A 401-nucleotide genomic window follows, 5' to 3' on the forward strand; every position below is an offset into this window, starting at 1 on the left:
TTCGCTGCTTCGCAAGCCCGATTTGTGAAGCTTATATTTCAGCTGTATCTGATGCTAGATACGATAGCTTTTACAGCCGGCATTGCCTTAGAAAGTAGCGAACAGCTGTGGCTTCGTCCCGAGCAGGTGTGGGGCTACGATACGACGGATAAGGCACAGCAATTTCTAAGTAAACTAGCCGTGAAAATCATTAGCGGGCCGGCGAAGGATTCGCTGGACGCCGATCAATCGATGATTCAAGCTGCCGAGCAATTTATTCATGACAATTATATGTATGATCTGAATTTAACGATGTTGGCCGAACGTTTTAATTATAATTCTTCCTATTTTTCCGAGATGTTTAAAGCCAAGGCCGGTAAAACTTTTATTCAATATATCACGGATGTGAGGATGGCGAAGGC

1 protein-coding gene is annotated in these 401 nt (G+C 44.1%); it reads left to right on the plus strand.

Translation table 11 applies throughout. The annotated features are described in order from the left end of the window. A partial coding sequence (locus AC1DUA_RS40835) for an AraC family transcriptional regulator (protein WP_477505041.1) occupies positions 1-401 on the plus strand: 401 nt, incomplete at both ends.

It is taken from the genome of Paenibacillus sp. 01T422, from assembly GCF_056398785.1.